The 16,674-nt window shown below is 65.5% G+C and carries 10 protein-coding genes and 1 pseudogene; 5 read left to right on the top strand and 6 right to left on the bottom strand.

All coding sequences use genetic code 11. The features are described from left to right. Window positions 1-110: 110 nt before the first annotated feature. The gene (locus tag JAO75_RS13840) at window positions 111-1,364 is read right to left on the bottom strand and encodes an MFS transporter (protein ID WP_199049731.1); all 1,254 of its coding nucleotides are present in this window, start codon (window positions 1,362-1,364) and stop codon (window positions 111-113) included. 115 nt (window positions 1,365-1,479) lie between these two features. On the opposite strand from JAO75_RS13840, the gene hisN reads away from it, so the two are divergent. Next, window positions 1,480-2,262, top strand: a complete 783-nt coding sequence (gene hisN / locus JAO75_RS24865) for a histidinol-phosphatase (RefSeq protein WP_246742502.1) — start codon at window positions 1,480-1,482, stop codon at window positions 2,260-2,262. 48 nt (window positions 2,263-2,310) lie between these two features. On the opposite strand, the pseudogene JAO75_RS13835 reads toward hisN, so the two are convergent. Next, window positions 2,311-3,255, bottom strand: a pseudogene (locus JAO75_RS13835) (alpha/beta fold hydrolase); the annotation flags it as partial. A 192-nt stretch (window positions 3,256-3,447) separates the two neighbouring features. On the opposite strand from JAO75_RS13835, the gene JAO75_RS13830 reads away from it, so the two are divergent. Beyond that, window positions 3,448-3,903 carry an Hsp20 family protein gene (locus JAO75_RS13830; protein ID WP_199049730.1) on the top strand — a complete coding sequence of 152 codons (456 nt, stop codon included), beginning with the start codon at window positions 3,448-3,450 and terminating at the stop codon, window positions 3,901-3,903. Between the two features lie 167 nt (window positions 3,904-4,070). Here the strand turns inward: JAO75_RS13830 and JAO75_RS13825 are convergent, their stop codons facing one another. Beyond that, window positions 4,071-5,147 carry a threonine aldolase family protein gene (locus JAO75_RS13825; protein ID WP_199049729.1) on the bottom strand — a complete coding sequence of 359 codons (1,077 nt, stop codon included), beginning with the start codon at window positions 5,145-5,147 and terminating at the stop codon, window positions 4,071-4,073. Between the two features lie 566 nt (window positions 5,148-5,713). Between JAO75_RS13825 and gltB the strand changes: the two genes are divergently transcribed. Together gltB and JAO75_RS13815 are read left to right on the top strand one after the other, a co-directional pair. Beyond that, complete coding sequence (gene gltB / locus JAO75_RS13820) at window positions 5,714-10,429, top strand: glutamate synthase large subunit (RefSeq protein ID WP_246742500.1); 4,716 nt, start codon at window positions 5,714-5,716, stop codon at window positions 10,427-10,429. Window positions 10,430-10,449: 20 nt separating this feature from the next. Further along, window positions 10,450-11,871, top strand: coding sequence for a glutamate synthase subunit beta (locus JAO75_RS13815; protein WP_199049728.1), 1,422 nt, complete (start codon window positions 10,450-10,452; stop codon window positions 11,869-11,871). 79 nt (window positions 11,872-11,950) lie between these two features. Here the strand turns inward: JAO75_RS13815 and JAO75_RS13810 are convergent, their stop codons facing one another. The 3 genes from JAO75_RS13810 to galE form a co-directional block, all read right to left on the bottom strand. Next, on the bottom strand, window positions 11,951-13,159 hold the full coding sequence (locus JAO75_RS13810; protein ID WP_199049727.1) for an SGNH/GDSL hydrolase family protein: 1,209 nt from the start codon (window positions 13,157-13,159) through the stop codon (window positions 11,951-11,953). Window positions 13,160-13,241: 82 nt separating this feature from the next. Further along, entirely contained in the window at window positions 13,242-14,459 is a 1,218-nt protein-coding gene (locus tag JAO75_RS13805; RefSeq protein ID WP_199049726.1) for a lytic murein transglycosylase, read from the bottom strand. A 93-nt stretch (window positions 14,460-14,552) separates the two neighbouring features. Beyond that, complete coding sequence (galE, locus tag JAO75_RS13800; RefSeq protein WP_199049725.1) at window positions 14,553-15,539, bottom strand: UDP-glucose 4-epimerase GalE; 987 nt, start codon at window positions 15,537-15,539, stop codon at window positions 14,553-14,555. Between the two features lie 211 nt (window positions 15,540-15,750). Here galE and JAO75_RS13795 point away from each other — a divergent pair, with 211 nt between their 5' ends. Next, window positions 15,751-16,617, top strand: a complete 867-nt coding sequence (locus tag JAO75_RS13795) for a UTP--glucose-1-phosphate uridylyltransferase (protein ID WP_199049724.1) — start codon at window positions 15,751-15,753, stop codon at window positions 16,615-16,617. Window positions 16,618-16,674 lie beyond the last annotated feature (57 nt).

The raw sequence follows: 16,674 nt of genomic DNA, 5'->3' as shown, positions 1-16,674 counted from the left end.
AGGAAACGCCCAAGAAGGGCATACGATACGGCGACGCCATCGCCATATCGCAGTGCAATAATTACGCCGCAGCGCACAAAATGCAACAAGAATTTCGATTTTAGCTATGACTATGTTGCATATCTGCTCGGATGCGGATCGATGGCTCTGGCATAGAAGACAAGGCTGAGCAGGAGCACGGCCGCCAGGGTAGCGAAGACCAGTCGGTAGCCCTCTGGGCTGTAAAGGCCCTGATCCGAGCGCCCTACGAGATCGATCAGCACGCCTGTCACGCTCTGGGACAGGAATGCCCCGCCCATGGTGCCGATATTCATCAGGGTGATGCCCCGGCCGGTCAGGGCAGACGGGAACAGCGACTTTCCATGGCTGGTCAGGATCGGCGTGTAGGCGATGAAGAGGCCGAACGGCACGAACCAGAGCGTGGCCCAGGGCTGTGGCAGGGGCACCAGCACGAGGATCGCGAGAAGCAGGACCGTGGCCGTGCCGCCGATGAGAACCGGCTTCCTGTAGCTGCCCCAGAAGCGGTCCATCGCCCCCCATAGCAGCATGCCGCAGATCTGCGCCGTGGCCCCGAGGAGCAGGACGTTCCCGCGTGTGGTGAGGTCGGCCCCATGCACGTCCGAGAGCCAGGGTCCGCCCCACAGGCCGATGACCGAGACGAAGCAGCCGTAGGTCGCCAGGTGCATGAAGAAGACCGGCCAGAAGGAGGGCACCCTCAGGGCTGCGGCGACGCCCCGGAGCGCGGCGCCCCAGGTCTCCTTCGGCTTGTCCATGTCCGCATCCCGCGGCACCAGGACCACGATGACGAGTGCGATCACGATCGTCAGCACGGCAACCGCCAGGAACGAGGCTCGCCAACCGAAAGCGGCGGCCGATGCGGCCAGGGGCGCGGTCGCCGCCAGGGTGCCGATATTGGCGAGCCCCATCTGGAGGCTGGTGAGCGCGGCGAAGCGCTCCGGCGGGAAGCGCCGTGCATAGATCACGAGCGGGGCCATGAAGAAGGTGGAGCAGCCGAGCCCCATCAGCGCCCGGGCGGCGATGAGGAGGGAGGCGGAAGGAGCGAGCGCGAAAAGCACGGTGCCGAGAACCGTCAGCACGGCTGTCGCCAGCATGATGCGCTTCGGGCCATAGCGGTCCATCAGGATGCCGACCGGGATCTGGACGGCGGCGAAGGAGAAGAAGAAGGCGCTGGAGAGCAGCCCCGTCTGGGTGGCGGAAAGATCGAGTTCCCGGGCCAGATCGTTGGCGATCACCCCGATGGAGTTGCGCAGGAACTGGCTGACCGCATAGATCGAAACCAGCGCCGCGATGAGGAACAGGGCCGTCTCGGAGCGGGTCGAGCCAGGCTTGGGCGCGGAATCCATGCGATCTTGATCCTTATTCGCCGCCGCTCTCTTGCCGCGCGACAGACGCTTGATAAAAGCTCACCGCAAGCGGGCCAAGGCCGCCCGCATGATTTTTTCAGGGGATTGGGACGCCATGGGGCTCATCGACTTCACGCATTTCGTCAACGAGCTCGCAACCCAGTCAGGCCAGGCGATCCTTCCCTTCTTCCGCACCGCCATCGCGACGGAAGACAAGTCCCGCGGCGGCGCCTTCGATCCGGTCACGGAAGCCGACCGGGCGGGCGAGGCGACCATGCGCCACCTCATCAAGCGCAGCTTTCCCACCCACGGAATCATCGGCGAGGAATTCGGCGCCGAGCAGCCGGAGGCCGATTACGTCTGGGTTCTCGACCCCATCGACGGCACCCGGGCCTTCATCGCGGGCCTCCCCACCTGGGGCACCCTCATCGGCCTGACCTACAGGAAGCAGCCGGTCTTCGGCATGATGCACCAGCCCTTCACGGGCGAACGCTTCTTCGGCGACACCGGCGGCGCGACCTACCGGGGTCCGGGCGGCGAGCGCAATCTCAAGGTCCGCCCCTGCGCCTCGTTGAAGGATGCTGTCATCTCCACCACGAGCCCGCGGCTCTTCGCCGGGGACGAGCTGCGCGCCTATGACCGGGTGGAGAGCGTCGCCCGCCTCGCCCGCTACGGCTGCGACTGCTACGCCTATTGCATGCTGGCGGCAGGCCACATCGACCTCGTGGTCGAGTCGGGGCTAAAGCCTTACGACATCGCGGCCCTGATCCCCATCGTCCAGGGTGCCGGCGGCATCGTCACCGCCTGGGACGGCGGCTCCGCTGCCGACGGCGGGCGCATCGTCGCTGCCGGCGACCGCCGGGTCCACGCCGCCGCCATCGAGCTGCTCAGCCGCTAGGCCGACTTCCGCAAGGTCCCGCTGCGCAGGCGAGACCGGATCAGGCGTGCCGGGGATGAAGGCGTCGAAGGCGGCCCAGAACTGCTCCCGGATCACATCCCGCTCCATGAGGATCTCGTGCCGGGCGCCCGGGATGACGATGACGCGGCCTGCCTTGAGCCGGGAGGCGAAACGCTCGGTGGCCGGCGTCGCGCAGACGGGATCGGCTCCCGCCGCCACGATCAGCGTGGGCAGGCGGATCCTGATGGCGTAGCGCGGATCGGCGAAGCGCTTCATGAAGCGGAAGGCGCCGTCGATCCAGGCGACCGTCGGCGCCCCGATGGCGCCCGCCCCGAGGGCGTGGGCCGCCTCCGCATTGCGGGCATAGCGGACGGGATCGCCGGTAAGCCGGTTGCCCTTGAACGGCATGGTGGAGATGGAGGTCTCCCCGCCGCCCGGCACGAACATTTTGCCCATTCCGAGCAGCCGCAGGAGCCGGGCGAAGAAGGCCGACATGCCGGTGCGCTTGATGATGCACAGCGCGATCATCGGCGTGGTGGTGACGAGGCGGCGGAAGGGTAGCCAGCTCTCATAGGCCGCGTTCAGGGCGATGGCTCCGCCCATGGAATGGGCGAGGCCGAAATGCGGCTCCGGCATGTGCGGCACGAGGATCTGGTCGCGGATCGCTTCGAGGTCGTGGCGGAAGTCGGAAAAGCGCCGGACGTGGCCCTTGCGCGGGTTGCTCACCTGCCGGCCCGAAAGCCCCTGGCCGCGCCAGTCGAAGGCCACGACGGCAAAGCCGCGGTCGAGCAACTCGCCCACCACCTCGAAATACTTCTCGATGAACTCCGCCCTGCCCTGCAGGATGCAGATTGTGCCCCGGGGCTCCTCGGTCTCGGGCATCCAGGTGGCGGCCCGCAGCGCGATGCCGTCGCGGGCGGTCACGCTGACCAGCGTCGGCTCGCCGGGCACGGGATTGTCGGGGGTGGTGATGAATTCCAAAGTGGGGTCCAACTCGGGGTTCCAACTCGAAAGCGTGACCTCTTTATAGGGCATCTCGGGCTTAAGGAACGGCCCTCTTGAAAGCAACCGTATCCGCTCCCACATCGAGAGCGTGCCGGCCATGACGGCGGCACGCAACCCGGATCCAGCCTTGTGACGGTGGATCCTCAATGACTGCATGTCGCTTCAAGCGGAGGATATGCCATGCGACAATTCGATCTTGCTCCCTTGTACCGCAACACGGTCGGCTTCGACCGTCTCTTCTCGATGCTCGACCAGATGGTCGGGGTCGATGCGGCCCCAAGCTACCCGCCTTACAACATCGAGCGCACCGGCGAGAATGCCTATCGCATCTCGATTGCCGTGGCTGGCTTCACCGATAGCGACCTGACGGTCGAGGTGAAGGAAAACACCCTCTCCGTGCGCGGCGAGCGCAAGCCTTCGGAAGAGCGCAAAGTCGACGTTCTGCACCAGGGCATCGCTGCCCGCAGCTTCGACCGGCGCTTCCAGCTGGCCGATGGCGTTCAGGTGGTGGGTGCAGCCCTCGAGAACGGCCTGCTCCATCTCGACCTCGTGCGCGAGACGCCTGAGGCGAAGAAGCCGAAGCTCATCCCGATTTCCACGAACGGCCGTCAGACGATCGAGGCAAAGGCTGCCTAAGGTCCTGACCTGAGCCCAAACGAAGAGCGCCCCGGTACATGCCGGGGCGCTTTTTTATGTCTAGTCCTGGTCCTTGGTAAAATCCCGCTGGGGCTGGAGGGCTGCCCCATGGGTCAAGGGTCTCTTGCAACGACCATTCGCGCGTGAATGCGGCAGGGTTAGGGCAATCACTCCGCGGCTTGGCGCGATACCCCGGAAGAGGCAATCTCCAGAAGCTTGCGCACATCCTCTTCTTTTGTGGCCCAGGAGGCGACGAGACGGATCAGAGCCTCGTTCTCTCCAACCCGCTCGGCTTCGGGCAGGCTCAGCTCGGTCCAGGGGCTGTAGAGAATGCCGGCTGCCTTCAATGCCTGGTCCAGGGCCTGTGGGATGATCGGGAACACCTCGTTGGCTTCGGTCGGCCAGGCAAGGCGCACCCCGGGCACCTGAAGAAGCCCGTCGGACAAGAGCTTGGCCATGCGGTTGGCGTGGCGGGCATTGGCGAGCCAGTGATCCTCCGCAAAATAGCCCTCGAACTGGGCCGCGATGAGCCGGCCCTTGGAGATGATCTGCCCGGCGCGCTTGGACCGGTAGTCCAGCGCCTCCGCCAAATCCTTCTTGAAGACAACAATGGCTTCGGCCATGAGGCCGCCGTTCTTGGTGGCGCCGAAGGAGAGGATGTCGACACCCTGCTTCCAGGTCATCTCGGCCGGGGTGCAGCCGAGGGCCACGAGGGCATTGGCGAAGCGTGCGCCGTCCATATGGAAGGACAGTCCATGCTCGCGGCAGACCTGACCCAGGGCCGCCAGCTCGTCGAGGCTGTAGACGAGGCCGCCCTCGCTCACCTGCGAGATCGAGAGCGCCTTCGGCGGCATCTGCTTCACGGCCTTAGGCAAGCTCTTCACATAGGCCGCGACATCCTCGGCCCTCAGCTTGGCGCCCACGCCCGGCAGACCGGCGAGCTTGGCGCCATGCATGAAGAATTCCGGCGCGCCGCATTCGTCGTCGATGATGTGCGCTTCCCGGTGGCAGACGCAGAGCCCATAAGGCGGCACCGCCGAGGAGAGGGCGAGCGCATTGGCCGCCGTCCCCGTCGTCGCGAAGAAGACGGACACCTCACGCTCGAAGATCTCGCTGAAGCGCGCCCTGACGCGCCTGGAGATCTCGTCGTTGCCATAAGCCGCCATGGCGCCGGCATTGGCCTGCACGATGGCCTGGAGGACGGGAGCGCTGGCTCCCACGATGTTGTCGCTGGCGAAGTTCATGGATGCTCTCCTAGAACATCGAGCCCGGGAGGGAAATGCCTTTTCAGGCATGGCCCGGATGCTCCCGTGGCGGAACGGGTGCAGGCGCCTCATCGTCCCTGGCAACAAGTCAAGAACATTGACCCATCGGAGGAGACTTGCGCCGAGATAGGCCAAAAGCTGTTTTTGTTACACCCTGAGTCGCCGACTTGTAACTTTTGTCTAAAATTTTTCTAAACCCACTTGTGCCCTGCAACAAACTCTGGCAGTTTGCCCTCATTAGGACAGCCATGCTGTCCCTTTTGGGGTGCCCGCACCCTTCTCTTTGACGCCCTGGGGTTTTCTTGATGCTTCGCACCACGCGAACGAAACGAGATACCACGAAAGCCGCCCGCAAAACGTGGGCGGGACGGGCGACTCTGGGCTGAACTCAAGCCCAAAGGATGCCCGCGAGGAGCGGGCTCCCCTGCCGGACCCACCCTCGAAACCTGAAGAAGCGGCGGGCATCCGGACGATCCGATCATCCGGCAGGCCCAAAAGCCGCCTCAAAGAATCTTAAAGACCGCGTTCGGATGTGAGGATCTGCCATGAGCGACGTGCCGACCAAGAGCCTGGAAGCCCAAGTGCCAAGCCGCACGGCGACGACGGACACGGTCAAAGTCGTGCGCGATCCGGGCCTGCCCGCGGCCCAAGGCCTCTACCATCCCTCGAACGAGCAGGATTCCTGCGGCGTCGGCTTCATCGCCGACATGAAGAACCGCAAGTCGCACGAGATCGTCGAGCAGGGTCTCGCCATCCTGCACAACCTCGACCACCGTGGCGCCGTGGGTGCCGACCCGAAGATGGGCGACGGCTGCGGTATCCTGGTTCAGATCCCGCACAAGTTCTTCGCGGCCGAATGCGCCAAGGTCGGCATCTGGCTGCCGGAGGCAGGCCAGTACGGCGCCGGCCACCTGTTTATGCCGCGCGATCCGGAGGGCTTCAAGCTGGTCGAGGAGATCGTCACCAAGGCGATCACCGACGAGGGCCTGCAGGTTCTTGGCTGGCGTGACGTGCCGGTGGATTCCAGCGACCTCGGCGAGAGCGTGAAGGCCACCGAGCCCCTGCACCGCCAGATCTTCGTCGGCAAGGGCAAGGGGATGGACGATGCCGAGACCTTCGAGCGCCGCCTGTTCATCGCCCGCAAGGTCATCTCCAACGCCGTCTACGACATGAAGGACGAGCGCACGAAGGGGTATTACCCGGTCAGTCTGTCCTCGCGCACCATCGTCTACAAGGGCATGGTGCTCGTCACGCAGCTGCGCGACTACTACCTCGACCTGCAGGACCCGCGCTTCGAGAGCGCCATCGCCCTCGTACACCAGCGCTTCGCCACCAACACCTTCCCGACCTGGCAGCTCGCACACCCGTACCGCATGGTCGCCCATAACGGCGAGATCAACACGCTGCGCGGCAACGTGAACTGGATGGCGGCGCGCCAAGCCTCGGTCGATTCGGAGCTCTTCGGCAACGACATCTCGAAGCTGTGGCCGATCTCCTACGAGGGTCAGTCTGACACCGCCTGCTTCGACAACGCCCTCGAATTCCTGGTGCGTGGCGGCTATTCCCTGTCACACGCCATGATGATGCTGATCCCAGAAGCCTGGGCCGGTAACCCGCTCATGAACGACGACCGGCGCGCTTTCTACGAGTATCACGCCGCCCTCATGGAGCCGTGGGACGGCCCGGCGGCCGTGTGCTTCACCGACGGCAAGCAGATCGGCGCGACCCTCGACCGCAACGGCCTTCGCCCGGCCCGCTACCTCGTCACCGACGACGGCCTCGTGGTGCTCGCCTCCGAGATGGGCGTGCTGCCGATACCGGAGGAGAAGATCGTCGAGAAGTGGCGCCTGCAGCCGGGCAAGATGCTCCTCATCGACCTCGAGGAGGGCCGCATCGTCTCCGACGACGAGATCAAGCAGCAGCTCTCGAACGCGCACCCCTATAAGGACTGGCTGAAGCGCACGCAGATCGTGCTGGAGGACCTCAAGCCCGTGCAGGCGCGCGAGTCGCGCACCGACGTGTCGCTCCTCGATCGCCAGCAGGCCTTCGGCTACACGGCGGAAGACCTGAAGCTCCTCATGCAGCCCATGGCCGTGACCGGCCAGGAGGCGGTAGGCTCCATGGGTTCGGACACGCCGATTTCCGCGCTCTCCGACAAGGCGAAGCTGCTCTATACCTATTTCAAGCAGAACTTCGCCCAGGTGACGAATCCGCCGATCGATCCGATCCGCGAGGAGCTCGTCATGAGCCTCGTGTCGTTCATCGGGCCGCGTCCGAACATCCTCGACCTCGAGGGCACCTCGCGCCGCAAGCGCCTAGAAGTGCGCCAGCCGATCCTCACCAACGAGGACCTGGAGAAGATCCGCTGCATCGGCCATTTCGAGGACCGCTTCGACACCAAGACCCTCGACATCACCTATGATGCGGAGCTCGGTGCCGCGGCCCTCGACGGAGCCGTCGACCGCCTCTGCGACCGCGCGGAAGCGGCGGTGCATGGCGGCTACAACATCATCATCCTGTCCGACCGCATGGTCGGCCCCGACCGCATCCCGATCCCGGCGCTGCTCGCCACGGCGGCGGTGCACAATTATCTCATCCGCAAGGGCCTGCGCACCTCGGTCGGTCTCGTGGTCGAAAGCGGCGAGCCGCGCGAGATCCATCACTTCGCGTGCCTTGCCGGCTATGGCGCCGAAGCCATCAATCCCTATCTCGCCTTCGAGTCGATTGCGGCCATGCACGAGGCCGGCGAACTGCCGCAGGAGGTGGACGCGGATGAGGCGGTCAAGCGCTACATCAAGTCCATCGGCAAGGGCCTGCTCAAGGTGATGTCCAAGATGGGCATCTCCACCTATCAGTCCTATTGCGGCGCGCAGATCTTCGACGCAATCGGCCTCAAGTCCGACTTCGTGGCGCGCGATTTCTTCGGCACGGCCACCACCATCGAAGGCATCGGCATGGACGAGGTGGCGGAGGAGAACGTCCGCCGCCACCGCGACGCCTTCGGCGACGCCCCGATCTACCGCAATGCGCTCGATGTCGGTGGCGAATACGCCTACCGGACGCGCGGCGAGGTGCATGCGTGGAACCCGGACACGGTCGCCACGCTCCAGCACGCCGTGCGCCTCAACGCGCAGGAGCGCTACCGCGAGTTCGCGCGCCTCGTGAACGAGCAGGACAACGAGCTGAAAACCATCCGCGGCCTCTTCCGCATCAAGTCGGCGGAGGAAGCAGGCCGTGCGCCCGTGCCGCTGAGCGAAGTCGAGCCTGCGCAGGAGATCGTGAAGCGCTTCTCCACCGGCGCCATGTCCTTCGGGTCGATATCGAAGGAGGCGCACGAGACCCTGGCGCTCGCCATGAATGCCATCGGCGGCAAGTCCAACACCGGCGAGGGCGGCGAGGAGCCGGAGCGCTTCCGTCCGCTGCCGAACGGCCTGTCGAAGCGCTCGGCGATCAAGCAGGTGGCCTCCGGCCGCTTCGGCGTGACGACGGAATATCTCGTCAATGCCGACATGATGCAGATCAAGGTCGCGCAGGGCGCGAAGCCCGGCGAGGGCGGACAGCTGCCCGGCCACAAGGTCGATGCCAAGATCGCCCGCGTGCGCCACTCGACGCCGGGCGTCGGCCTCATCTCCCCGCCGCCGCACCACGACATCTATTCCATCGAGGATCTGGCGCAGCTGATCTTCGACCTGAAGAACGTGAACCCCTCGGCCGACGTGTCGGTGAAGCTCGTGGCGGAAGTGGGCGTCGGCACCGTGGCGGCAGGCGTCGCGAAGGCGCGCGCCGATCACATCACGATCTCGGGCTTCGAGGGCGGCACGGGTGCCTCTCCCCTCACCTCGCTCAAGCATGCGGGCTCGCCCTGGGAGATCGGCCTCGCCGAAACCCAGCAGACCCTGGTGCTTAACCGCCTGCGCGGCCGCGTGGCGCTGCAGGCCGATGGCGGCCTGCGCACGGGCCGTGACGTGGTGATTGCGGCGCTGCTCGGCGCCGATGAATACGGCTTCTCGACCGCGCCGCTGATTGCGGCCGGCTGCATCATGATGCGCAAGTGCCATCTCAACACCTGCCCGGTGGGCGTCGCCACGCAGGACCCGGTGCTGCGCAAGCGCTTCAAGGGCGTGCCGGAGCATGTCATCAACTACTTCTTCTTCGTCGCCGAGGAAGTGCGCGAGCTGATGGCCGAGATGGGCTTTACCACCATCGACGAGTTGATCGGCCAGTCCGATCTGCTCGACAAGAATGCAGCCATCGACCACTGGAAGGCGAAGGGTCTCGACTTCACGAAGCTCTTCCACAAGCCCGAAGTGCCCGCGAATGTCGCGATCCGCCATGAGGAGCGTCAGGTTCACCCGATCACGGAGGTGCTCGACCGCTCGTTCATCGCGCAGGCCGGTGCGGCTCTGGAGAGCGGCGAGGCTGTGACCATCGAGTCGACGGTGAAAAGCTCCGACCGGACGGTGGGCGCCATGCTCTCCGGCGAGGTCGCCAAGCGCTACGGCCATGAGGGCCTGCCCGACGACACGATCACCGTGAAGCTCAAGGGCACCGCAGGCCAGAGCTTCGGCGCGTGGCTGGCCGCCGGCGTGACGCTGAACCTCGAGGGCGAGGCCAACGACTATGTCGGCAAGGGCCTGTCGGGCGGCAAGATCATCATCAGCCCCTCGACCCGCTCCAAGGCGCTGCCTGAGAACTCCATCGTGGTCGGCAACACGGTGATGTACGGCGCGATTGCCGGTGAGGCCTATTTCCGCGGCGTGGCGGGCGAGCGGTTCGCCGTGCGCAACTCGGGCGCCATCGCGGTGGTCGAGGGCACGGGCGATCACGGCTGCGAATACATGACCGGCGGCCTCGTGGTGGTGCTCGGCCAGACCGGCCGCAACTTCGCGGCGGGCATGTCCGGCGGCATCGCCTATGTGCTCGACGAGGACGGCACGTTCACCAAGCGCTGCAACCTGTCCATGGTCGATCTCGAACCCGTCGAGGAGGAGGAGGACCTGATGCGCCGCCTCCACCATCACGGCGGCGACCTGGAGACCAAGGGCCGCATCGACATCATGGCCAACATGTCCGGCCCCGATGAAGAGCGCCTGATGCAGCTGATCACCAATCACCACACCTACACGGGTTCGACGCGCGCCAAGGAGATCCTCGACAACTGGACGACCTACCGCACCAAGTTCGTGAAGGTCATGCCGGTCGAGTATCGCCGCGCGCTCCAGGAGATGGATCGTCTCCGGAACCTGCAGGCGGCGGAATAAGGATTGTAAGGGGCAAACCCATGGGCAAGGTCACAGGCTTTCTCGAATACGACCGGCAGGAGCAGAAGTATCAGCTCGCCGGCGAGCGCGTGCGCCACTTCCGCGAGTTCACGCTGCCGCTCGACAACAGCGATCTGAAGAAACAGGCGGGGCGCTGCATGGATTGCGGCATCCCCTTCTGCCACGGGCCGACGGGCTGCCCGGTGCACAACCAGATCCCGGACTGGAACGATCTCGTCTGGCAGGACGATTGGGAGGAGGCTGCGCGCAACCTCCACACCACCAACAACTTCCCCGAATTCACGGGCCGCATCTGCCCGGCGCCGTGCGAGGAAGCCTGCACGCTTAACCTCGAGAACCAGCCGGTCACCATCAAGACCATCGAGCAGGCCATCGCCGACAAGGCCTGGGAGATGGGCTTCGTGAAGCCGGAGCCGGCGGAGATCCAGACCGGCAAGCGCGTGGCCGTGATCGGCTCCGGCCCTGCCGGCATGGCGGCAGCTCAGCAGCTCGCCCGCGCGGGCCATGACGTGCATGTGTTCGAGCGCCAGGCGAAGCCCGGCGGCCTGCTGCGCTACGGCATCCCGGACTTCAAGATGGAGAAGTACCACATCGACCGCCGCGTGAAGCAGATGGAAGCCGAGGGCGTTACCTTCCATTGCGGCGTCAACATCGGCGTCGACCGCAGCTTCGCCTCGCTCCACAACGAGTTCGACGCGGTTCTGTTCGCCGGCGGCGCGGAGGATCCGCGCAACCCGAACCTGCCCGGTCAGGACCTCGCCGGCGTGCACTACGCCATGCCGTATCTCACGCAGTCCAACCAACGCGTCAACGGCGAGGATGTGACCGCCGAGCCGATCCTCGCGGGCGGCAAGCACGTGGTGGTGATCGGCGGCGGCGACACGGCGTCCGACTGCGTCGGCACCGCGTTCCGCCAGGGCGCTCTCTCCGTGACGCAGCTCGACATTCGGCCCAAGCCGCCGGAGCGCGAGGACAAGCTCACCGTGTGGCCCTACTGGCCGACGAAGATGCGCACCTCCTCCAGTCAGGCGGAAGGCGCGGAGCGCGAGTTCCAGGCGGCAACGCTGGGCATCGAAGGCAAGAAGGGCCGCGTCATCGGTGTTCAATGCGCCCGCGTCGACGAAAAGCGCCAGCCGATCCCAGGCAGCGAGTTCATCCTCAAGGCCGACCTCGTGTTCATCGCCATCGGCTTTGCCGGATCGGTGAAGGAGGGACTGCTCGAGCAGTCCGGCGTCGCCATGGACCGGCGCGGCAACGTGGTGGCCGACGACCGGAGCTACAGGACATCCAACGAGAAGATCTTCGTCGCCGGCGACATGCGCCGCGGACAGTCGCTTGTCGTGTGGGCGATCCGGGAGGGCCGTCAGGCGGCACGCTCCATCGACACCTTCCTGATGGGCTCCAGCACCCTCCCGGTGTAAGCCCGCGATCGTTCGTTCGCGAAACGAGAAGTGGCGGCTCACGTGGGTGAGCCGCCACTTTGATGTTCCTGAACGCGCCTTATGGATTCGGCCAGCGGAAATCGTCCGCCCGACCGGGGCGTGAGTTGGGGGCGGCTCCGACCCGCAGGGCGCGCTGAACCGAGTAGGCATGGTCACCCGTCAGTTTCGGCGGGGCCGAGACCAGCGCTCCGCCCGGTGCCACCTCCTGGCGGGTCAGCGGCAGAACCGGGCCAACCAGCGGCTTCTGCGGCAGGGCCACAGGAGTGGCGGCATCCGGCGGGGATGGCAAGGCCACCTCGACCGTGGGTCCGGCAGACCCATCGGCCGGTGCGATTTGCGTGGGAGCGGCTGCCGTGACCGCTCCTCCGAGTCCGAGGACCCGCTTGATTTCCGTATCGGCGAAGAAGGCCACTTTCCGCGCGCCGGCCCGGGTGAAGAACACGCCTTCGTTGGTGCGTAGCTTGGTGGGATCACCATCCACGTCCGGGCCGACAGCAGTGTAGCGGTTGTCCTCGTCCACGAAGCCCGGCCAGATATCCACATAGACGCCGCCGTTGCGCTGCACGCTTTCCTTGTAGATCTCGTTCATGGCAACGAGATCGTCGGAAATCTTGCTGTTCTTCATGGGCGGCAGGCCGATCCAGACGAAGGGGACCTTGCGTTCCTTCAGAACGCCCGTGATCGCGTCGACCCGCTGACGGTAGAGTTCCCTCCAGCGGTCCGACAGGGGCTCCACGCTCTCGTCGCCGTCGCGGATCGACTGCCGGTCGTTCGTGCCCAGCATGACGACGGCCACGGAGGTTTTCTGCCCCCCGTCGAGGGTGGCCTTGATGAAGTTGGGCCAGTCGGCCGGGTCGCTGCGAACGAGGTTCGTGTCGCTCCTGACCTTGGACACGACGGCGACATCCTGGTCGTCGTCGAAATGGGCGTCGAGCCCCTGGCGGGCATATCTCGCCAGGGCGTCGCCGAACACCACCACATGGGTGCTCGGATCGACCTTCGGCTTCTCCTGCTTCGCGACGGCCGCCGGCGGGGGCGTGGACCTGCGGGGCCTGGACACGGGAGCACGCGCCGGCGGCTCCTCCTGAGCGCCGAAGAAGCGTCTTAAGCTGAAGCCCTGCTGTGGCTGGGCCGGCTGCACGAGCTTTCCGGGGTAGTAGCCGGGCGGATAAGCCCGCGGATCGCGATAGCCCGGCTGCTGGTAATAGCCGGACTGCGCCAGGGCGGCATCGATCCCGCCCGCTCCCAGGAGCAGGGCCAGGGTCATGCATCGAAGGATCGGCACTATCCTCATGGGCGGTTCCATCCTCGTCCGGACCAGCCTGGCATAGAGCCGTAGGACGGTTCCGTCAGCGGGTCGCGCGCAGTTCGCGCAAGACAGCATAATCCGCATAGCCGTCCGGGATCAAACCACGCCGGAGCTGGAAGTTCCGCACGGCCTCCCGGGTCTTCGAGCCGAACTTGCCGTCCGTCTCACCCTCATAGAAGCCCAGGCGGGCGAGGCGCTCCTGCAATTCCTGGCGCTGGTCCTTTTCCATCATGGGGCCCTTGGGCCAGGCCCCCTGGATCGGCAGACCGCCCAGGAGGCGATCCCCCAGATGGGCCACGCCCATGGCATAGGCATCCGACGAATTGTAGGCCTTGATGACATCGTAGTTCTTGGTGACCAGGAAAGCCGGCCCGCCCGCCCCGCCGGGCAGGAACAGGGTGGCTTCGCCTGCCCGAGGCATGGCCTTTCCGTCGGACCGGCGCAGGCCGAGCGTCTGCCACTGGGCAAAGTTCAGCTTCAGGTAGCGGAAGTCGAATCCCTTCGGCAGCTGGACCTCAAAGCCCCAGGGCAGCCCCGGCTCCCAGCCGTGCTGGCGCAGGTAATTGGCCGTGGACGCCATGGCGTCCGGCACCGAGGACCAAATGTCCCGCACCCCGTCCCGATTACCGTCGACGGCGTATTTCATGAAGCTCGAGGGCATGAACTGGGTCTGGCCCATGGCGCCGGCCCAGGAGCCCAGCATCTTGGAGCGGTCCACATGCTCCTGCTCCAGAATCTGGAGCGCTGTCAGCAGTTCCTCCCGGAAGAAGTCGGGGCGATAGCCGGTATAGGCCAGGGTCGACAGCGCTCGGATGGCATAGATCGAGCCGGTGAAGCTGCCGTAATTGGTCTCCATGCCCCAGACGCCGAGCACCACGGAGCGTGGGACGCCGTAGGTCTTCTCGACGGCGGCCAGGGTTTTCGACCACTCGGCATTCATCTCCCGGCCGCGCTTCAGACGCTCGGCCGAGATGGACCCGTTGATGTAGTCCCAGATCGGGCGGACGAACTCAGATTGCTTCTTGGTGAGCGCGATAATCTTGGCATCCGGCTCGACGCCCCGGAACGCCTCGTTGAAGGTGGCCTGGGAGACGCCCCGCGCCTTGGCCTCCGGCCAGAGCCCCTGGACGAAGCGCTGGAACCCGGCTTGCGAGGCCTCCTGCGCCTGAACGGGCAATGCCATGACCGCCGCACCGGCGGTGAAGCTCAAACCGAGAAGGAGGGCGCCGGAAAGGCGGCGCACCAGAAGCTGGCGCATGGGAGTCGCTCACGGAAACAGGACGGATCGTCCTGCCATTGCGACACTACGAGAGTTAACAGCCGGTTGACAGCTAGCCTTATAGGTAGGGGCCTATGCGGCTTTTCGACCCGCCAGGGCCTGCTCCCAGCGCAGGGCCTGAGCGACGATCGCCTCCAGATCGTCGTGCTGCGGTGTCCAGCCCAGCTCCCGGATCCGGTCGACCTTCGCCACGAGTTGAGCCGGGTCGCCGGGCCGGCGCGGGCTCAGGCGGACCTCGAAATCGACGCCGGAGACCCTTTTGACCACGTCGACGACCTCCAGCACCGAGGCCCCGTGGCCGTAGCCGCAATTCATGACCGTGCTCTCGCCGCCATTGCGCAGGTGCTGGAGGGCGACGAGATGCGCGCGGGCAAGATCGTTGACCTGGATGTAGTCGCGCACGCAGGTGCCGTCCGGCGTGTTGTAGTCCGTCCCGAACACGTCGAGATGGGGCCGCTGGCCGAGCGCGGCTTGAGCCGCCACCTTGATGAGGTGCGTCGCCTGAGGGGTCGACTGGCCGGAGCGGCCTTTGGGGTCGGCGCCGGCAACGTTGAAATAGCGCAGGATGGCATAGCGCAGCCCATGGGCCGTATGGGCATCCTGCAGCATCCATTCGCTCATGAGCTTGCTGCGGCCGTAAGGGTTGATCGGCACCAGCGGCATGTCCTCGGTCAGGAGGGGCGCCTCGGCATTGCCGTAGACCGCAGCCGTGGAGGAAAAGACGAAGTTCTTGATCCCCTTCCGGACCGCCGTTTCGATGAGCGCCCGGGTCTTCACCGTATTGCCGAAGTAGTAGCCCAGCGAGTCGGTGACGGATTCCGGCACCACGATCCTGGCGGCAAAATGCAGGATGCTGTCGATGCCGTGCTCGTCGATGATGCCGGACACGAGGCCTGCGTCGCTCACGTCGCCGGCGATGAATGTGGCCTCCTGCGGCACGGCCCAGCGGAAGCCCGTCGACAGGTTGTCGAGCACCACCACCATCTCGCCGGCGTCCAGGAGTTCGAGCACCATGTGGCTGCCGATATAGCCCGCGCCCCCCGTCACCAGTACCGCCATGTCCGTCTCCCGAAATCCACCCCGTTCAGAGGCTTAACCACAACGCTTCAGGTTCAATTCAGGTCCGGAGCTTCAATGAAGAAGCGCCCCGGTGAAACAAGCCGGGACTTACCGCGGTATGGGTCACCGAAGCTTGGCCTTTGTCGGTTTCCTTTTCCGGGTCCTGTCTTAGATTATCCCTCCACCTTTCTGCTCACTCATGGCTCATTCAATGAAGCGTATCCGCAAAGCAGTCCTGCCCGTCGCCGGTCTCGGCACCCGGTTCCTGCCAGCCACCAAAGCCGTGCCCAAGGAGATGCTGTGCGTCGTCGACCGCCCGGTGGTGCAGCACGTGGTCGACGAGGCCCGCGCCGCCGGGATCGAGCACTTCATCTTCGTCACCGGCCGCAACAAGGCGGTGATCGAGGACCACTTCGACATCGCCTACGAGCTCAACCGCACCCTCGAGGGCCGCGGCAAGACCAAGGAACTGGAGATTCTGGCCAAGGACCAGCCGCAGGCCGGTCAGACGAGCTTCACCCGTCAGCAGGAGCCCTTAGGGCTGGGTCACGCGGTGTGGTGCGCCCGGGAGCTGGTGGGCGACGAGCCCTTCGCGGTGATCCTGCCAGACATGCTCAGCCGCGGCTCCATGGAGCAGATGATCGGGGCTTACGAGAAGCACGGCGGCAACATCATCGCCGTGGAGGAAGTGCCGGAGGACCAGACCCACCAATACGGCATCGTCTCGGTCGGCCAGGAATTCGGCCAGACCTTCGAGATCACCGGCATGGTGGAAAAGCCCCCGAAGGGCACGGCCCCGTCGAATTACATCATCTCCGGCCGCTACATCCTGCAGCCCCAGGTCTTCGACCTGCTCTCGACCCAGGAGCGCGGCGCCGGCAACGAGATCCAGCTGACCGATTCCATGATCCGCCTCATGAAGGAGCAGCCCTTCTTCGGCATGAAGTACCAGGGCAAGACCTACGACACGGGCTCGAAGATCGGCTTCCTCATGGCCAACGTGGCCTATGCCCTCGAGCGTGAGGAGCTCTCAGGGGAGTTCCGCAAGGAACTCGAAGCCCTGCTGCGTCAGAAGTAAGCGGCTTAGGCTTCCGCCAAAGGGTTCCTCCAAGGGTTCCTCTCGGCCGCCCGCCTA

This window comes from Microvirga splendida (genome assembly GCF_016427565.1).
GTDB classification, from domain to species: domain Bacteria; phylum Pseudomonadota; class Alphaproteobacteria; order Rhizobiales; family Beijerinckiaceae; genus Microvirga; species Microvirga splendida.
The sequence above is the reverse complement of the archived record's forward strand: the minus strand, read 5'-3'. Positions and strand labels throughout refer to the sequence as shown.